We start from the raw sequence: 16597 nt of genomic DNA, 5'->3' as shown, positions 1-16597 counted from the left end.
GCAGGCGTATCTTCAAGAGGGATGATGCAGTTCTATTTACACAATATGTCTGACACATATATGACCGCGGACTCAATGCACGTGTTGCAGGTAGACGACACACCACTACTCGACGAGCCTGTCGGTTTTCCGGACAGTCGAGGCCCGGACTCGCTGACGCTGACCACGACCGACCGGGCTGACAGTGCGCTTGCACGCCTCGAAGGCACCGCTATCGATGGTATCGTTGCCGCGGACGACCTCCCGGACCGGTCCGGCCGTGCGTTCGTCGACGCGGTCCGCGAGCGGGACAACAATGTCCCGGTACTGCTGCTGACCGAGTCTGAATCCGTCGCCAGCGACGCACTCTCGAACGGAGTCACTGACGTTTTCCGCAGAGACACGGCTGTCGGGTGTGGCGACCTCCTCGCCAATCGGATTCGGTTGCTCGTCGAACACCACCAGTCGACAGCAATCGCTAGCCAGACCAGACGGCAACTCACAGAACTGGCGGAACAGTCGAACGAACTGCTGTGGGTGTTCTCCGGAGACTGGACCGAGATACAGTTCGTCAATTCGGCATACGAAACCATCTACGGCCGCTCCGTCGAGTCCTTGCAGGCCAATCCCGCGGAGTTCATGACGGCGATTCATCCCGCAGATCAGGACAGTGTTATGCAGGCGATGCAGCGCGTCTCAGCCGGCGAATCCACCGAGCTCGAATTCCGCATCACCCGGCCGGATGGCGAACAGCGCTGGGTACGGGCCACGGCCCAACCAATTGTCGAGGATGGCACAGTCGCCAGAATCGTCGGAGCCTCGCGCGACATCACCGAGCAGAAGCGACGCGAGTCCGAACGCGCCGCGGAACTGGATAGCCCCGACACACCGGTCGATGCAGTGCCGGACCTGTTCTATGCACTCGACGAGAACGGCAATCTCGTTCGCTGGAATGACGCGCTCGCGGCAGCCACCGGGCACGAAGACGCTGATCTCGCGTCGATGGCACTGACAGCCCTCTTCGCCCCAGCCGACCGAGAGAGCGTTCGCCAAGGTATCGAGACGGCTTTTGCGACCGGTGAGACAGCGTTCGAAGCCGATCTGCTGACCGCCGATGGAACGGCAGCCCCGTACGAGTTCACAGGTGGCCGGATAACAACTGCTGACGGCTCGGCGCTCGGCGTGGCCGGTATCGGTCGGAATACTGCTCCCCGCGACAGTCACCAACAGGCCCTTGAACGGCAAAACGAGCGCCTCGAAGAGTTTGTCAGCGTCGTCAGTCACGACCTCCGGAATCCACTAGACGTTGCTCGGGGCCAGCTAGAACTCGCACGGAGAGACCACGATAGCGAACATCTCGATGCGGTCAAGCGATCTCACGACCGTATCGGACAGCTCATCGAAGACCTCCTGACGCTGGCCCAGAACGGCGAGGCAGCGCTCGACAGCGAGCCGGTACCGCTCCAGACCGTCGTCGAGCAATGCTGGCAAACCGTCGAGACCGATGACGCGACGCTGGAGCTGCGGACTTCCGCCGTGATCCGGGCAGATCCGAGTCGGCTTCGACAACTGTTCGAGAACCTGATTCGCAACAGCGTCGAACACAGCCAAACACCACACACTGACAGACAGGACGGCACTGACGAGCAACGTGTAATAACCCCGAGATCACAGTCACAGGGAGCGGCCTCCGACCTGACGCTGACTGTCGGCGAACTGGCCGACGGCTTCTACGTCGCGGACGACGGCGTCGGGATTCCGGCGGACGAGCGCGAGAACGTGTTCGAGAGCGGCTACTCGCTTGTTTCGGGCTCCGGATTTGGGCTTCGAATCGTCGATGAAATCGTCGACACCCACGGCTGGTCGATAACGGTCGCAGAAAGCGACGCCGGCGGTGCTCGCTTCGAGATCACCGGCGTCGAGTTCGAGACGGCGTAACCGTGTCGCCGTGGTATCGGGTGACCACCACGTCACCCGGTGCCGCCCCAGTCAACACCAAATGGGTGGCCGGACGTTACGCTTCGTCGAAGACGGTGTCGCCCTCGACGACGTGCTCTTCGACGGCGTCGAGGTCGAGTGTCAGGCCGAGGCCCGGCTCTTCCGGAATCTCGATGTAGCCGTCCTCGATGACGCTCTCCTCGACCAGATCCTCCCACCAGCCGAGTTCGTAGGAGTGGTATTCGACGGCCAGCGAGTTCGGGACAGATGCCCCGACGTGTGCGCTCGCCATCGTCGCAATCGGCGAGGAGACGTTGTGCATCGCCACCGGGATGTAATACTGGTTCGCCACGTCGGCGACCTTCCGCGTCTCTCGCATGCCGCCGACCTTCGGCATATCCGGCGCGATCATGTCGACGGCCTGGTTCTCGATGAGGCGTCGCTCCTCGGTGACGCGATAGCGGTTCTCACCGACGGTGATCGGCGTAGTCGTGGACTTGGTGACTTCCTCCTGTACCTCGAGATTCTCCGGCGGAACAGGATCTTCGAGCCACCAGACATCGTACTCTTCGATGGCGTCTGCGAGGCGCTTGCCCGAGCTACCCGAGAACGTCCAGTGACAGTCGAAGGCCACGTCGGCCTCGTCTTTGACCTCTTCCGTGACCTTCTCGACGATTTCGGCCTTGTGGCGGATTTCACCCGGACGGAGGTGTCGGTTCGCACGATCCTTCTCTAGACCGCTTGGTACGTCGAGATCGAACTTCAGGGCGTCGTAGCCCAGCTCGTCGACGACGCGGCGAGCCTCCGCGGCGCAGGCGTCGGCGTCGGCCTCCTCTTCGGTGTGACAGTCACAGTACACGCGCATCTCGTCGCGGTACTTGCCACCGAGTAGCTGGTAGGCCGGGACTTCGAGGATCTTGCCCGCGAGGTCGTGCAGCGCAACCTCGATGCCGGCGATGGCGGTGACGGTGACGCCCTCGACAGACCCCTCGCCGCTCATCTTCTGGATGAGGTGCTCGTAGAGGCGGTCGATATCCAGCGGATTCTCGCCGACGACGAACGGTTTCATCCGCTCGATGAGTTCCGGGACGCCCGCACCCCAGTAGGCCTCGCCCGTGCCGACGATGCCTGCGTCAGTGTAGATGCGGACGAGCGTCCACGGGAAGTTCCCGTCGACCATCGTCGTCTGAACGTCTGTGATCTCCACGTCACGGCCGCCGCCGCGCTTGGCGGTGACGCCCATTGTCTCCGCAGAGAGCTCCCGCATGGTGTACTCTGCGTTCGGGTCGTGCAGGTCAGCGTAGTCTACGTCGTTTGCCTTTCCCATACCCCTCGCTTGCTATTGGCGTTACAAAAGTGTAGAGGAAATCGGTCTCGTTCCGACATAATCGACTGTGTCCGATACCTGCGGGGAGCCCACGGCGTCTCGCGGGCCGCTACATTCCGCCGGTGTCCTGTGCGACAATCAGATCAAAGGGTGTGTCGGCCGGTTCGTCGTCCGGTGTGAGATAGCCCGCCGCAAAGGCGGTGTATCCGGTTTCGCCAGCCAGGCTGAGGTCGTACTCCGCGACAACGTCCCCATCGTTATCAGGTGTCGCTCCGCGGACCTGTATCGTATACTCGCCCGCTGGCACCTCGACGCTGTCGAATTCCCGGAAGTCGGCAGCATCGAACAGCACGTCGCCGCGCGATCCGACTGTCACGTCGACTTGTGGGGCATCGGGCGAGAGGTGGACCAGTCGGAGGCGGGCTGTCCCATCGCTGGGTGCGGTGGTATTGTCGGCGAGCACGAGTGGCTGGAAGGGGTCACCGGTATCGTCGCCGATTTCGCCGGCCGCCGCGACGGTGTACGCCTGTCCGCCCTCAACGGTCACGTCACCCTCGAACACCGACGTGTCCGGGTCGCCGGCAGCAGTGATTTCGACCGTTCGCGCGCCAGCGGGGACCTCCAGATAGTCACTGACAGCGCCGAAGGGCACGTCTTCGAGCATGGCCGACCCGTCGACGTACACGTCAACGTTCGGGGCGTTCGGCGACATGTGTGCCACCCGGACGCTCGCTGGCTCGGACTCTGTTTCAGTCTGCGTAGCGCTGCCGCCAGTGTCCTGTGTCACGAGCAGGTCGAAAGGCGTGTCCGCCGGGTCGTCGTCCGGCGTGAGATAGCCTGCTGCGAAGGCCGTGTACACTTCGCCACCGGACAGGCTCACGTCGAACTCCGCGGCGACGTCGCCGTCGTTGCTCTCCGTGTCACCACGTACCTGGAGCGTATAGTCGCCCGAAGGCACTTCAACGTAGCCGGAACCGCCGTACTCGACGCCGTCGTACAGCGCGTCCCCGTTTGACGCAAGGGTCACGTCGACGGCCGGCGCGTCGGGCGAAGCGTGGACCAGGCGGACGCGTGCGGTGTCGCCGCCGGGGTCGCTGTTGTCGTCTTCCAGCACGAGCGGTTCGAACGCCTGGTCGGCGTCGTCGCCGATTTCGCCGAGAGCGGCGATGGTGTACGCTGTGTCTGCTTCCACCGGAACGGGCCCCGAAAACACCGACGTGTCCGGATTGCCAGCGGCGGTTATCTCGACCGACCGCTCTCCCGCGGGCACGTCGAGGTACTGACTCACCGCACCGAAGGGAACGTCTTCGAGGACTGCATCGCCCTCAAGATAGACGTCCACGTTCGGGGCGTTCGGCGACATGTGCGCCACTCGGACCGCCGCAGTCCCCGGATCGGTTTCCTCTTCAGTCTGAGTCCCTGTTTCGGTCTCCATCGGCGTGTCCATGCCGCTGTCCGTCTCGGTGTCTGGCTCTTCGGCACCGCCGTTACCGCCGCCGCTACAGCCAGCGATGCCGACTGTCACACCGGTTCCGATACCGAGCAAGATCCGTCGTCGGGTCGTGTCTGATGACATCCATCATCTGCTGGGATTGTCAGCTAAATAGTACATTTCGTGACTCGGACGTGACTCTCTCAATTCTCTCTCAAATCCGGCTAGAGAGTTCGAACCCGCCGTTTGCTCGAATTCCCCGAAACTGTTTTATCGAACATTCCCGGACGTTTGCAACATGGACAACAGGTTTCTCGCGCTGGGTACGGCGGCGATTCTCAGCGCCGGGCTAAACGGAGGCGTTTTCAACCCTCAATGCCTCACACTTGGTCGTTGGACGCAGTCTCCGGGCGTGTGTGGTCGGTCGTGCACCATGTCGGTGGATTCTTGCCACCCCGTCCGGAAATGGAACCAGAATGGAGACGGTCCTCTGGCAAACGCTTGCAGGTACCCGCGGAGGACCCAACCGTGCCCGCGTACTTCGCGCGCTAGCCGACCAGCCGCGAAACGCCAACCAGCTCGCTGATGACCTTGACCTCGCGTACAACACAGTCCGGTACCATCTCGATGTCCTCGAAGACAACGGAGTCATCACCAGCAGCGATGCCGACTACGGCGTTATCTATCTCCCCAGCGAGCGCGCGAGAACCCACTGGGACACGGTCGAACAAATCCTCACACAGGTGGACGATTGATATGAGCACGACACCACATCGCCGACAGTTGGACACTGGCCAACGGCAGGAGCCCGCACCATGAGTCTCGTATTGAATGGGGCTCGTATCGCCGCCGCAGTGAACATCCTGCTACTGGGCGTCCTCATCAGTATCTGGGTGCAGACGTACCGGGAAATCCGCGCCCCACTGACGCTTGGCTCTATCGTGTTCGCGTCGTTCCTGCTGGCGGAAAACGCCGTTGCCCTGTACTTCTACTTCACCGCTCCGGCGATGCCCGCGGTTGCCGTTCAGGTGATGATGGTGCTCCAGATGCTCGAAACGATTGGTATCGGCGTACTGACGTACTTCACCTGGAAGTGACGCGTGGCAGCTTTCATCGATTGCCTGTTTGAACGACTCCGTCGCTCCTTTCGCACATCTCATTTCGCTTCGTAAAAAGTGGGACCGCCGAGATTCGAACTCAGGTCCGACGGACCCCATCCGCCGAGGATACCGCTACCCCACGGTCCCGCACTCTGGGAGAAGGGGGTGTTTTAATTAAGGGCTTCGCTTTGGTGACGAGAGTGCCAGCCCGTGACGGGGTTGGCGGTGTTGGCGTGTCCCCGTCACTCGGCGACCTCGATACCGGGGCTGTCGATGGTAACGTCGTCGAGCGACCAGCCTTCGCTTGCGGACCGGGCGTCGACACCGATGGCGTTCCGGTCTGCGGTCACGGAGATAGTCGAACCGGAGACAGTCCACGACGCGTTCGTCTCGACGGCGTGGATGCCCTGTTGCCGGCTTTTGATGGTCGTATTCTGGACCGACCACGCGCCGGTCGTTCGAGCGGCGAAGACGCCGCTGTAGGTCGTGCTGGAGACGGCGGCGCTCTCGATAGTCCAGTCCCCGGTCGTGTTTGGCGCGTAGACGCCGACATCGGCAGCGATGACAGTCGTGTCAGTTACCGTCCAGTCACCGCTGGTTCCGTTTTCGGCGACACCAAAGCGGTAGTTCCGCACGGCAAATCCGGTGACGGTCGCCTCGGCTGTGCCGGCCACCGTGACACCGGTTCCGTTGACGAACCGCGAGCCGTCCAGTATCGCCGGGTCAGGTGCGGTGAGGGTTATACTCTCGTTAATCCGGACTTTTTCGCGGTAATGCCCGGTCGGACTTCGACGGTGTCACCGCTATCGGCGGCATCCACGGCAGCCTGTATCGACCGATACTCGGGACTCCCGGATTTGTCGACGGTCAATGTGTCCGCTGCTGCCTGGTCCCAGCCACGCCGGCTGGCATGACAGCCAGTGCCAGCAGTATCGATAACAAGAGGGTAGACAGCTTCGTACGCGTGTCGCTCACAGTTGGAGTGATAGGGGGCGAATAGATGTAAACCGTAGTGTTCTTTCACTCGGTAGCACACGCAGTGGTGCGGCCCGCGAAAGCGTTATCGGCCGGACCGGCGAACCCCTGCGTGTGCTGGAGTTGACGTACGAGTCGGGAACAATCCGCGTGTCGGGGGACCCGCCGTCGGACCTGCCCGGCGTCGAGTACGACGAGCGCACGCAGACGGGGCGAGCGCCGGCCTACCGGTACGCCGAACTTGCTGCTGAGCTCAATGAGCGTGGGCTGGCGTACGAGGACCACGTCAATTCGCTCCCGTCGCTGTCGCTCTCGACGACGTACGACCTCCGAGAGTATCAGCAGGCGGCGCTGGACGCCTGGCGGGACGCTGCCGACAGGGGATGTCTGGAGCTACCGACGGGAAGCGGCAAGACCGTCATCGGTATCGCGGCGATGGTCGCGCTGGGGACGCCCGCGCTGGTCGTGGTCCCGACCATTGACCTGCTTGAGCAGTGGCAGCGCGAGCTACAGCGGGAGTTCGACCGGCCGGTCGGTCGTATGGGCGGCGGCGAGCAGCGCGTCGAGGACATCACGGTGTCGACGTACGACTCGGCATACCTGCGGGCCGACGAACTCGGCGACCGGTTCGGGCTCGTGGTCTTCGACGAGGTCCACCACCTCGGCGGGGAGGGCTATCGGGATATCGCTCGACTGCTCGCCGCGCCGGCACGGCTCGGACTGACGGCGACGTTCGAGCGGTCGGACGGGGCTCACGAGATTATCGAGGACCTCGTCGGGCCGCTCGTCCAGCGGGTCAGCGTCGACGACCTGGCGGGCGAGCACCTCGCGGACTACGACATCAAGCGAATCGAGGTCGCACTTACCCCGGATGAGCGGGACCGCTACGAGGAGCATCAGGGAACGTTCACCGACTACCTCACGCAGTCGAACATCCAGCTCCGCTCCGGTAGCGACTACCAGGAGCTCGTCAAGCGGTCGGGCAACGACCCGGCGGCCCGCGATGCGCTGCTGGCGAAACAGCAAGCCCGTGAGGTGATGATGAACGCCCAGCGAAAGGTCGACCGGCTGGCGACGATTCTGGACCGCCACCGCGAGGACCGAATCATCGTCTTCACCGCCCACACCGACCTCGTGTACCGGCTCTCCGAGCGGTTTCTCATTCCGGCGATAACACACGAGACCGGCGCGAGCGAGCGCCGGGAGATATTAGAGCGGTTCCGCAACGGAACGTATTCCCGCGTCGTGACGGCGAATGTCCTCGACGAAGGGGTGGACGTGCCCGACGCAAACGTCGCGGTCGTACTCTCGGGGAGCGGGTCAGAGCGGGAGTTCACACAGCGGCTTGGTCGTATTCTCCGGCCGAAAGCTGACGGCGGACGGGCGCTACTGTACGAACTCGTGACCGAAGAAACCGCAGAAGAGCGGGTCGCCAGGCGACGCAGATAGGAGGCGATGCGTGTCGAGGTGGCGCTCATTCGTCCAGATGGGATTGCCTGACTCCCTGTTTTTTATCGCTCCGTCGCAGAGGCATGCGTGTGCTGACGAAAGACCTCCTGCGGGTGTCTCGGGCGGGCGGCGGCTATCACCTGCAGTTCGCCGACGCCGACGCGGAGCGACTGGCGGCCCGCGTCCTCGGCATCTATCAGGGCCACGTCGGCGAGTCCCGCGAGACGCTGGAGGCCGCACTCACAGACATAGAGCGAGAGGCCGACGATTTCAAGCTCGTCCGCGGGCTGGCGAAGCTCGTCGAGCGAGAAGCCACGTTCGAGACGCAGGCTCCTGTTGACCCCGTTCGAGCCCGTCGTCGGGTGTTCGAGACCGCGGCGGACATCGGCGTCGTGACCGAGGTCGAGCGCGAACAGGTGCTTGCCGAGGCAGCCGCCCACTTCGGCACGGACGCCGCGACGCTGGCCGACGCGCTGTACGCTGACCGGGACTCGCGCCAGATTCTCACCGCTGTCGACTCCCGCTGGGGACCGGCCGAACTGCGAGCCCAGTACAACCTCTCGCTGGCGCAGACGGCGCTGTTCGACGCGACCGAGGTACGTGTCCGCTCCTCCGACCCGAAGGCGCTCGTCTCGGCGGTCAAGCGCCTCCGGCTGATGTACGAAATTCGCCGGACTGAGAACGGACGTGAGGTCGTCGTCACGGGGCCGGACGCGCTGTTCTCGAACACCCGACGGTACGGCACTCGCTTCGCTCGCCTCCTTCGGACGGTCGCGGCCGCGAGCGAGTGGGAGCTGACGGCGACTATCGACGACCGGGGCACCGAGCGGGAACTCACCCTCTCGGACGGAGATGTTTCCGTGCCCGGCGTCGAGCCCGTCACGGCGGTCAGCTATGACAGCGGCGTCGAGGCCGACTTCGCCGGCCGGTTCGGGGCGCTGGACCTCGACTGGGACCTGCTCCGCGAACCCGAGCCGCTGGCGGCGGGCGAACACGTCGTCATTCCGGATTTCGCCTTCGAGTGGCGACCTGGCGCGGACACCGGGGTACGGGATACGGGTGGAGAGGAGCCAGATGGGACCGACGGCGACGCACCGTTCCGCGTCTTCTTCGAGATTATGGGCTTCTGGACGCCGGAGTACGTCGAGAAGAAACTTGCTCGCCTTGACGCACTGGAGGACGTGGAGATGCTGGTCGCCGTCGACGAGTCACTCGGCGTCGGAGAGAAAATCGAAGCGACGGATAACAGGGCGATTCCCTACACCGGGACGGTTAGCGTGAAGGACGTCCGGGACGCGCTGCGGCCCTACGAGGAACGGCTGGTGCGGGAGAGTGCCGCAGAGATACCCGACGAACTCCGACCGGACGACGCTGTCATCTCGCTTGCCGACCTCGCTGTGGCGTACGGCGTCAGCGAGGATGCGCTGGAGGACGTGGTTTTTCCGGGTCACGAACTGGTCGGCCGCACACTCGTCGACCCTGCCGTGCTGGACGAGCTGGCCGAGCAGATCGAGCCCGGCATGGCCTACGAGACGGCGAGCGAGCGACTGGATGCCCACGGAATCGAGGACGACAGCGCCGCCCTCGCACGACTGGGCTATCGGGTTGTCTGGGAAGGGCTGGGAAACGGGACTATCGAACCGCGAGAGTGAGTCGCCTGTGGGACATCGCTGAAACTCAGCGTCCCGCCGGAATGAAGCGAGCAAGTCAGCGCTCAGGTCGTCTCGTCGAGCGCCCCCTCGGACCGCTGGCGTTGCCACTGTGGCGTTTCGACGAGAAGTCGAAGCGGCCAGATGGCGTAGTACAGCAGATGTAGCGGCCCGGGGAGTGGGCAAAACTGGTACTCTGAGTACGTCGGGTGAAGCGAGGAATGTAATAGCACGAGCGGCACCAGCGTAGTTATCGAATCGCTGGCGGCGACATGAAACCGAGCAACCTCGAACTGCGTGGGCGCCTGTGGCGTCCCAGCAGCCAGCGACTCGACGACAGCCTCGCCCAATTCGGAAACACGGCCGTCCATACGCAGACGGTCCAGTATCGGGGCTGGGAGGGCATACTCGAAGACATTTCGGGCGAGTTCGGCCCCGAGCAGTAGATTCCGCTCGACACCAGTTTCTCGCGCCCGTGCGAGCACATGTCGCCAGTCGGTTTCTGTCGCCTCCAGTGCCGCAACGAAGTCACAGAGCCATTTCAGGAGATACCAACGGTGCTTGGTTCCGTGGAACGCCAGCACGAGTAGCCGGTCCGGCTCTGCAAGCGCCGGGAGCGGTTGGCCGCCGACCGCTACGGTGTCTCGGCGGTCCCAGAGCTCACTGAACGGCGTGGAAAATGGGCGCTCGGCGTCCCCAACCCGCCAGCGGAGCTCCACGTCGAACTCCGGCCCTCGCATCTCGTACTCGTGAACGATTGCCTTCGTCACAGGACCGCCTAACAGCGCTGCGTCGTCCAACCGCGGCATCCCCCTGCGCCACTCGTATCCTCGCTCTTCCAGGATGTCCGCGGCAACAGTGATATCTTCCGGATGGACGAGCAGATCCAAGTCGTTGTACTCGCGCACCGTTGCGTCGTCGTATGCAGCGGCCGAGAGCACTGGTCCTTTGAACGGCAGCGTGCGCACACCGCGGGTCTCGAAGCGTTCTAGTAGCTCCTGTAACTCGGTCGTGAATGCGAGATTCTGCATCCGTTTTTGCTGTACGATGCTGCTAAGTTGCGTCAGCACAGTCTTCGGGACAGCAAACTCGGTACCGCTCTTGCGTGCCACCGCTTCCAGCCCTTCATAGAGGAGTTGCACAACGCCGTGATACCGGGCGAGTTCGACGACGCGGTCCCAGTCTGGCGTGTCAGCCAGCGGGAGAGGGTCAGGGGAAGCGTCGGTCACAATTGCGGTCCGAGCGCAGTCGAGCACCACCTGAAGTTCGGGCTCAGCCTCCGTCAGCATGAATCGCTCGTGATATCAGACCGAATCTTGGCTGCGATATCCGGAATCGCATCGAGATTTCGCGGCCGGCGAAGCCGTTTTATTTCCGCTGTGTCGACGATCTCCCCGCAGGCGCTGAAATTAAACACAGCCTGACCGTCGGCTTCCAGCGCGCCCAGCGTGTACGTGTTCTCTATGAGCGCCATGATCTGTTCGTTCGGCCTGACTGATTCCACTTCGATTGTTTCGCCGTCTTCGAGGAGGTAGATGCGTGCTAACGGTACCGGGGTTGCGGGCTGGTCATGTCTGAGCCCGTAGAAGTGTCGAGGGCGCTCGCTGTGGACCTGTTCCGGTGGTTCGACCGGGGGGTCAAACGCCGCAACTGCCTCCGGATCGAGTTTCATTGATGGATAGCCGCTCCGGACAACTGGTCGCCCATCATCCAGCGCTATCGCGGCCACGTCGTCACTGAGGACACGATGCCCGTCAAGCAGGCAGGCCATCGCAGTTGTCGTTTTCCCGGCTCCGGACGCCCCGACGAACGCCACTGCGCGCCCGTCAACGCTGACAGTGCTTGCATGCAGTACAAAATAGCCCCGTTGATCAAGCAGGTGGTTCAACGCTGGGCCGACCAGCACGTGGCGGAGGACTTCACTGGGGACATCTGCTGCCGGGTCGACAGCGATGGACTTGCCGTCGCAAATTCTGACCGTTGCTGCATCGTATAGCAGATAGTATTCGCGCTCGGTTACCGCGTGAAAGGTGGACCCGGGGTCAGCCGACAGTGGGCGAGAGATCCGTTCTTCAGTGATGGTGACGTCGACTTGCCCGTCGGGCGCTGTCTCAGCGGACGGAAGTTCCGGTACGTCGAAAGCTGAGCGGACTGTCAGCCCGAAGGCCTCGTACGTGGCTGTGTTCGCCGTTGCCATCTCTTAGAGTCCTCCTTGCGTAGTTGTCCGTCGATTCCGTCCGTACTGAAATACACCCCATACATGACACCCCTGGTTCATACCAGACCGCTTGACTGCTGTGGTGGATAAGAATGCACTCTCTACTTTCGACACACAGCTACGAAACCGCCGCGACGTAGCCACTGAAGCGTGCAGGTTTCAACGACGGATAAAAGAGGAATTTGTTAGATACGTGAACCGACTGTAGACGTTAGCTCCACTTCCCGTATCCGTCGTCGTGGTCCCACCAGTTCGTCTTTTCTTCGACAGTTCCGTACGTTTCGACCGACGGCGTTTCGTATTCCTTCATGGGTTACCCCGACTCTGCTTTCAGATATCCGTGTATTTGTTATAGCATCTATTACTGTTGAATTCTCGTAGAATAGCGTGTTTATTAGCCGTTAGTCATGTACTTCTCGTTCTGTGAGTGTTCGGAAACGCTCAAAGTTATCGACACCCCCGATAATGACCCTACCGTTCGATTCGATCCAAGCGTGAGCCTCGAAGGTATTGGATTGTGTATCCACGCCGAAGCGAAGACAATGCGGCAGGCCGTTAGCCACCAGCAGTGTACTACCAGTGAGTGCTCGGTCGAGACAATCGTAGGTGCCCGGAAGATGCGATCCTGCTGTCAGAACTGCCCAGCGTACTGACTCTGGTGACCCAGACTGACGATGACACGGGAGAAGCTGAGAAACCGTGGCAAAATATCGCTCTGCGTCCGCCAGCCCAGCGACTGCAAGCAGTACCTTGCTCGCAACCAGCAATGCCATTGCTTCACAGAGCAACAGTTTCTGCGCCCGTGACAACGCCCTGAATTCACCGAGTCGGGCTCGCATCGACATTGATGAGTTGCTCCGCGGCAAGCGTTTCCAGAAACTGCTCCACGTCATTTGCCGCTCGGTCTCTGTCGATATCGTACTCCTCGACCAGCGCAGAGACGATGTCAGCTGGCTCTGTCGGTTCCTGAATCAGGTCCCAGATATCCGGACCGGCCCCCAACAATCCTTGGTACCGTCCTGTCTTATTGTTGAGCAGTACGACCTCGCCGTCGATTGTCGTTGTGACACAGTCGTCAGTCGCGACGACAGCCGATCCGGAATCTATCGCTACCATGAGGGCATCGGCGATACTCACACGGATTGTTATGGCCCCTTTTCGTCGCCATCACAACCCTGACCGCCGGTAAACACGTCCTTCGCTCCAGAGCTACCCGACCGTAGTGGGTCGGTAACTATGTTACATAGAGCTCGCATCCGGAACAATGGCCGGGACTCCCTCCATCAGTGAGAAATACGCATCGCTGCGCCGCGTAGCGCTCTATCGTCCGGCGCTGACGGGGAGTATCGTCGCCGCCAGCCTATTCGTGATGCTACTGGAGGGGGTTGGCCTCTCGTTTCTGTTTCCGATACTCGACGCCGCACAGACCGGACAGGGGCCCCCGCTGCAAGCCGGCGGCGTCACCGGCCGGTTTCTGTCTGCGTATGCCGCTGCCGGCTTGCCGCTTACGCTCGACTTCCTGCTCCTTGGTCTTGCATGCGTGATGGTCGTCCGGTTCACGATGTCGTTTACAGTGAAATGGCTTGCGGCGAAGCTTACCCAGACGTACGAACGCGACCTCAAAGACCGGGCCTACGGACTGGCAATGGGTGCGTCGGTCGCCTACTACGACGACAAGGGGTCCGACGACATCATGAACACGATTCTGACACAGACCCGGTATGCCAGCAGTGTCATCGGCCGAATCATCCAGTTCTTCCAGCAGGGTATCCTCTGTCTGGTGTATATCGGAATCGCGCTGGCTATCGCGCCGATGCTGGCAGTCGGTGCGGCTGTCGCTCTGGGCGGCATTACGGCGCTCATCAGATACGGCATTGAGCCCGGGTATGCAATTGGCGACCGTGTGGCGACGGCAAACGAACAGCTACAGGAGACAACACAGGCGGGAACCCAGGGTATTCGCGACGTGAAGCTGTTCGGGATGTGTGACGGACTGCTCGCCGAGTTCCGGGCCACACTCGACCGATACACCGTAACCAGCGTCGCCGTTCGCCGGAACCAAGTCGCAATCGGAAGCCTCTATCGGCTCTCGGTCTCGCTGCTCCTGTTCGGCCTCGTCTACGTTGCACTCAGTTTCCGGGCGCTGTCCATCGCGGAACTTGGCGTGTTCCTGTTTGTGATGCTCCGACTCGCGCCCCGGTTGAGTTCGCTCAATTCCACCGTCTACGCTATAGAGGGCGAGTTGCCACACCTTGTTCGAACGCACCAGTTCATCGACCACCTCGAATCCCAACAGGAGCCAACTGACGGCCAGCCAGTTCCGGACCGAATTGAGGAAATCGCATTCGAGGATGTTTCGTTCGCCTACGAGGACGAGCCAGTGCTTACGGACTTTTCCATGGCCGTCGAGCGAGGAGAGTTCGTCGGCATCGTCGGCGAGTCTGGCGGCGGCAAATCGACAGTCGTCTCGCTACTCACTCGACTCTATGCTCCGGATAGCGGTGACGTTCTGGCGAACGGAACGCCGATTTCGACCTATGCTCTTGCGGACTGGCGTGACGCTGTTGCGATGGTCCGACAGGACCCACATATCTTCAACGACTCCTTGCGGTACAACCTCACCGTTGGTGGGGATGTCTCCGACGAGACGCTGTACGAAGTCGCTGAGAAGGCCCACATCCCCGAATTCCTCGATGACCTTCCGCAGGGACTCGATACGGTGCTTGGCGACGATGGCGTGAAACTCTCCGGCGGACAGCGCCAGCGCGTCGCGCTGGCCCGTGCGCTCCTGATGGATGCTGAAGTACTCGTGCTCGATGAAGCCACCAGCAACCTCGACTCGAACCTGGAACGACAAATCCATCGAACCATCGAGACGCTTGACCGGGACCAGACCGTAATCGCAATCGCCCACCGGCTCTCGACCGTCTCTAACGCCGACCGAATCTACACCGTCGAGGACGGGCAGGTCACAGAACAGGGCAGCCACGCCGAGCTGCTCGACGACGATGGAACGTACGCGGAGTTGTACGCGATGCAGGGTACGGCGGCCGCAAAGTCCTCAAGCGGCTGAGCCGCTCTCGCCGGAGCAGTCACACTGCTCGAATCAGACTTCTCGGCGGCGGCCCTTCGGCACCTGTGACCTGAGTTCACCGTAGACGTACAGGCCGACGCCGACCGGTTCAGCCTCACCAGCAAGGTCGTGGGTGACGACCAGATAGCCCCAGTCACCGTCCCAGTCGAGTTCCTGGTCCTCACCGGCCACGAACGCCCGGGCAGCGTCCTCGTCGAGGTGGATGACGTTCTTCGAGGCGTGCTCGCCGAACCGCTGGACGGCCTCAAGCGTCGGCTTCCAGTGTTCCTGGCGCGTCCGCAGGACCGTCATGCCCAGCCCTTCAATGTCGACAGGCGAGGGAGGGCTGCCCTGATACAGCCACAGTTTGCCAGCGCCGCGCTCCCAGAACGTGTACCCGTCGAAGGTCTCCGGCGGGACGCCGAATCGCTCGGTCCAGAAGTCGAGTACTTCCTCGCGGGTCGCTCGCTCGGGGTCCTCGCGCTCGTCGTCCGTTTCGGGGAGCCGCGTGAACACTGTGCTCTGGTCGCTCATTCGGCGGGCACCTCCAGTTTCGCACAGAAGAACCCGCCCGTGTCGTTGTGATGCGGGTAGATTCGCTTGGCGTTTGTCACGCTCGGGTCGTAGGTCTCGTCTTGCCACTCGGTGATTCCGGGCGCATGGTCGAGCGGGAGGTCGTACTCTACAATCTCACAGTCTACTTCGCCAAGCACGTAGTCCAGTACGGCCTCATTTTCCTCCGGAGCGAACGTACAGGTAGAGTAGACGACGGTTCCGCCGGGCTCAGTCACCTCGACGGCGCGTTTGAGGATGCCTTTCTGGACGCCGGAGATGCCTTCGACGTGCGAGAGCGTCCAGTCCTCCAGCGTATCCGGATTCTTGCGGATCGTCCCCTCACACGAGCAGGGGACATCAACGAGCGCCCGGTCGTATCCCTCGCCGCCGAATGGCTTGAGCGAGTGGTTGCGGCCGTCTTCGTGGGTGACGGCCACCGTCGTCGCGCCCAGCCGCTCGGTGTTGGTCCGCAACGCCGAGATACGGCCGAGGTTGTTGTCGGTCGCGACGACTTCGCCGGTGTCGTCCATCAGCGCGGCGAGCTGGGTCGTCTTGCTGCCCGGTGCCGCACAGGCGTCCCAGACTCGCTCGCCGGGCTGGGGGTCCAGTACGGTCGCGGGAATCACGGACACCTCCTCCTGGCCGTGAATCCAGCCGTGGAAGTACGGCCAGTTCGCGCCGGGAGAGTCTTCGGGCAGGACGAACAGGCCGTCGTGCCAGTCGACGGGGTCGTAGGCGATGTCCGCTTCCGTAAGCGCCGTCCGGACCCGCTCGACGGTGGCTTTGATGCTGTTGACCCGGACAGCCGACGGCAGCGGGCGTTCACACGCGTCGGTGAACGCCTCGAAGTCGTCGATGATGGGCCGGTAGCGGTCGAGTGGTTCCATTATCCGGCGTTCGCT

Annotated in this window: 15 protein-coding genes and 1 tRNA gene; 6 read left to right on the top strand and 10 right to left on the bottom strand. The window is 62.3% G+C overall.

Going from position 1 to position 16597, the window contains the following annotated elements; all coding sequences use genetic code 11:
• Window positions 1-45 precede the first annotated feature (45 nt).
• Window positions 46-1917: a hybrid sensor histidine kinase/response regulator gene (locus C437_RS10405; protein WP_049919731.1), complete on the top strand. Its 1872-nt coding sequence runs from the start codon at window positions 46-48 to the stop codon at window positions 1915-1917.
• A gap of 76 nt (window positions 1918-1993) precedes the next feature.
• Here the strand turns inward: C437_RS10405 and C437_RS10400 are convergent, their stop codons facing one another.
• Together C437_RS10400 and C437_RS10395 are read right to left on the bottom strand one after the other, a co-directional pair.
• Window positions 1994-3244: a mandelate racemase/muconate lactonizing enzyme family protein gene (locus tag C437_RS10400; protein WP_004516909.1), complete on the bottom strand. Its 1251-nt coding sequence runs from the start codon at window positions 3242-3244 to the stop codon at window positions 1994-1996.
• 109 nt (window positions 3245-3353) lie between these two features.
• On the bottom strand, window positions 3354-4820 hold the full coding sequence (locus tag C437_RS10395) for a DUF4397 domain-containing protein (RefSeq protein WP_004516908.1): 1467 nt from the start codon (window positions 4818-4820) through the stop codon (window positions 3354-3356).
• A gap of 332 nt (window positions 4821-5152) precedes the next feature.
• Between C437_RS10395 and C437_RS10390 the strand changes: the two genes are divergently transcribed.
• Entirely contained in the window at window positions 5153-5431 is a 279-nt protein-coding gene (locus tag C437_RS10390; RefSeq protein ID WP_004516907.1) for an ArsR/SmtB family transcription factor, read from the top strand.
• A 60-nt stretch (window positions 5432-5491) separates the two neighbouring features.
• Window positions 5492-5773, top strand: a complete 282-nt coding sequence (locus tag C437_RS10385) for a hypothetical protein (RefSeq protein ID WP_004516906.1) — start codon at window positions 5492-5494, stop codon at window positions 5771-5773.
• Between the two features lie 79 nt (window positions 5774-5852).
• Here the strand turns inward: C437_RS10385 and C437_RS10380 are convergent.
• Together C437_RS10380 and C437_RS20940 are read right to left on the bottom strand one after the other, a co-directional pair.
• A tRNA-Pro gene (locus C437_RS10380) sits at window positions 5853-5923 on the bottom strand.
• A gap of 95 nt (window positions 5924-6018) precedes the next feature.
• Window positions 6019-6450 (bottom strand): NosD domain-containing protein, encoded by a 432-nt coding sequence (locus C437_RS20940; protein WP_004516905.1) that lies wholly within the window; start codon window positions 6448-6450, stop codon window positions 6019-6021.
• A gap of 415 nt (window positions 6451-6865) precedes the next feature.
• Here C437_RS20940 and C437_RS10370 point away from each other — a divergent pair, with 415 nt between their 5' ends.
• Both C437_RS10370 and C437_RS10365 read left to right on the top strand, forming a co-directional pair.
• Window positions 6866-8200, top strand: a complete 1335-nt coding sequence (locus C437_RS10370) for a DEAD/DEAH box helicase family protein (protein ID WP_004516904.1) — start codon at window positions 6866-6868, stop codon at window positions 8198-8200.
• 89 nt (window positions 8201-8289) lie between these two features.
• Window positions 8290-9852, top strand: a complete 1563-nt coding sequence (locus C437_RS10365; RefSeq protein ID WP_049919730.1) for a DUF790 family protein — start codon at window positions 8290-8292, stop codon at window positions 9850-9852.
• A gap of 62 nt (window positions 9853-9914) precedes the next feature.
• Here C437_RS10365 and C437_RS10360 read toward each other — a convergent pair whose 3' ends face one another.
• The 4 genes from C437_RS10360 to C437_RS10350 form a co-directional block, all read right to left on the bottom strand.
• Window positions 9915-11138 carry a nucleotidyltransferase domain-containing protein gene (locus C437_RS10360; protein ID WP_004516902.1) on the bottom strand — a complete coding sequence of 408 codons (1224 nt, stop codon included), beginning with the start codon at window positions 11136-11138 and terminating at the stop codon, window positions 9915-9917.
• Window positions 11132-12046, bottom strand: coding sequence for a phosphoenolpyruvate carboxykinase (ATP) (locus C437_RS10355; RefSeq protein ID WP_004516901.1), 915 nt, complete (start codon window positions 12044-12046; stop codon window positions 11132-11134). The genes C437_RS10360 and C437_RS10355 overlap by 7 nt, the downstream gene beginning before the upstream one ends.
• A gap of 422 nt (window positions 12047-12468) precedes the next feature.
• Window positions 12469-12906 carry a lasso peptide biosynthesis B2 protein gene (locus C437_RS19870; RefSeq protein ID WP_074654884.1) on the bottom strand — a complete coding sequence of 146 codons (438 nt, stop codon included), beginning with the start codon at window positions 12904-12906 and terminating at the stop codon, window positions 12469-12471.
• Window positions 12887-13204, bottom strand: a complete 318-nt coding sequence (locus tag C437_RS10350) for a PqqD family peptide modification chaperone (protein WP_241431663.1) — start codon at window positions 13202-13204, stop codon at window positions 12887-12889. The genes C437_RS19870 and C437_RS10350 overlap by 20 nt, the downstream gene beginning before the upstream one ends.
• Window positions 13205-13331: 127 nt before the next feature.
• On the opposite strand from C437_RS10350, the gene C437_RS10345 reads away from it, so the two are divergent.
• On the top strand, window positions 13332-15140 hold the full coding sequence (locus C437_RS10345; RefSeq protein WP_004516898.1) for an ABC transporter ATP-binding protein: 1809 nt from the start codon (window positions 13332-13334) through the stop codon (window positions 15138-15140).
• A 33-nt stretch (window positions 15141-15173) separates the two neighbouring features.
• On the opposite strand, the gene C437_RS10340 is transcribed toward C437_RS10345, so the two are convergent.
• Together C437_RS10340 and C437_RS10335 are read right to left on the bottom strand one after the other, a co-directional pair.
• Window positions 15174-15674, bottom strand: coding sequence for a DUF7122 family protein (locus C437_RS10340; RefSeq protein ID WP_004516897.1), 501 nt, complete (start codon window positions 15672-15674; stop codon window positions 15174-15176).
• Window positions 15671-16582 (bottom strand): RsmB/NOP family class I SAM-dependent RNA methyltransferase, encoded by a 912-nt coding sequence (locus tag C437_RS10335; protein WP_004516896.1) that lies wholly within the window; start codon window positions 16580-16582, stop codon window positions 15671-15673. The genes C437_RS10340 and C437_RS10335 overlap by 4 nt, the downstream gene beginning before the upstream one ends.
• Window positions 16583-16597 lie beyond the last annotated feature (15 nt).

It is taken from the genome of Haloarcula vallismortis ATCC 29715, from assembly GCF_000337775.1.
Classification (GTDB): domain Archaea; phylum Halobacteriota; class Halobacteria; order Halobacteriales; family Haloarculaceae; genus Haloarcula; species Haloarcula vallismortis.
The sequence above is the reverse complement of the archived record's forward strand: the minus strand, read 5'-3'. Positions and strand labels throughout refer to the sequence as shown.

Excerpts from the sequence above, each read along its gene's own strand:
- C437_RS10405 (WP_049919731.1), top strand. The coding sequence starts at position 46 with ATGTCTGACACATATATGACCGCGGACTCAATGCACGTGTTGCAGGTA.
- C437_RS10400 (WP_004516909.1), bottom strand. The coding sequence starts at position 3,244 with ATGGGAAAGGCAAACGACGTAGACTACGCTGACCTGCACGACCCGAAC.
- C437_RS10395 (WP_004516908.1), bottom strand. The coding sequence starts at position 4,820 with ATGTCATCAGACACGACCCGACGACGGATCTTGCTCGGTATCGGAACC.
- C437_RS10390 (WP_004516907.1), top strand. The coding sequence starts at position 5,153 with ATGGAGACGGTCCTCTGGCAAACGCTTGCAGGTACCCGCGGAGGACCC.
- C437_RS10385 (WP_004516906.1), top strand. The coding sequence starts at position 5,492 with ATGAGTCTCGTATTGAATGGGGCTCGTATCGCCGCCGCAGTGAACATC.
- C437_RS10360 (WP_004516902.1), bottom strand. The coding sequence starts at position 11,138 with ATGCTGACGGAGGCTGAGCCCGAACTTCAGGTGGTGCTCGACTGCGCT.
- C437_RS10355 (WP_004516901.1), bottom strand. The coding sequence starts at position 12,046 with ATGGCAACGGCGAACACAGCCACGTACGAGGCCTTCGGGCTGACAGTC.
- C437_RS19870 (WP_074654884.1), bottom strand. The coding sequence starts at position 12,906 with ATGCGAGCCCGACTCGGTGAATTCAGGGCGTTGTCACGGGCGCAGAAA.
- C437_RS10345 (WP_004516898.1), top strand. The coding sequence starts at position 13,332 with ATGGCCGGGACTCCCTCCATCAGTGAGAAATACGCATCGCTGCGCCGC.
- C437_RS10340 (WP_004516897.1), bottom strand. The coding sequence starts at position 15,674 with ATGAGCGACCAGAGCACAGTGTTCACGCGGCTCCCCGAAACGGACGAC.
- C437_RS10335 (WP_004516896.1), bottom strand. The coding sequence starts at position 16,582 with ATGGAACCACTCGACCGCTACCGGCCCATCATCGACGACTTCGAGGCG.